At 44.2% G+C, this 251-nt stretch carries 1 protein-coding gene; it reads right to left on the bottom strand.

All coding sequences use genetic code 11. The features are described 5' to 3' along the window. Window positions 1-133 (bottom strand): GTP-binding protein (locus tag FDX01_RS20695; RefSeq protein ID WP_004146313.1); only part of this gene is annotated, 133 nt, incomplete at its 3' end. Window positions 134-251: the final 118 nt, after the last annotated feature.

Below are 251 nucleotides of genomic sequence, written 5' to 3'. Positions count from 1 at the left end.
GAGCAGAACCGCCGTAGGTTTTAGCCAGTACGGTAGTGATTGCAGCAGTCAGCGTTGTTTTACCATGGTCAACGTGGCCGATAGTACCGACGTTAACGTGCGGTTTTGTACGTTCAAATTTTTCTTTAGACATCGATTGTCCCTCTAAGACACGGATAAATCGGTGATATCACCACATCAACCAGGCAATATACCTGAACTGTTGAATGCTTTTAAAAGTAAACAGAGAGAAACGGGAAGGAGAAGTGAAG

It is taken from the genome of Citrobacter sp. wls613, assembly GCF_005281195.1.
In the GTDB taxonomy this organism is placed as follows: domain Bacteria; phylum Pseudomonadota; class Gammaproteobacteria; order Enterobacterales; family Enterobacteriaceae; genus Citrobacter; species Citrobacter gillenii.
The sequence above is the reverse complement of the archived record's forward strand: the minus strand, read 5'-3'. Positions and strand labels throughout refer to the sequence as shown.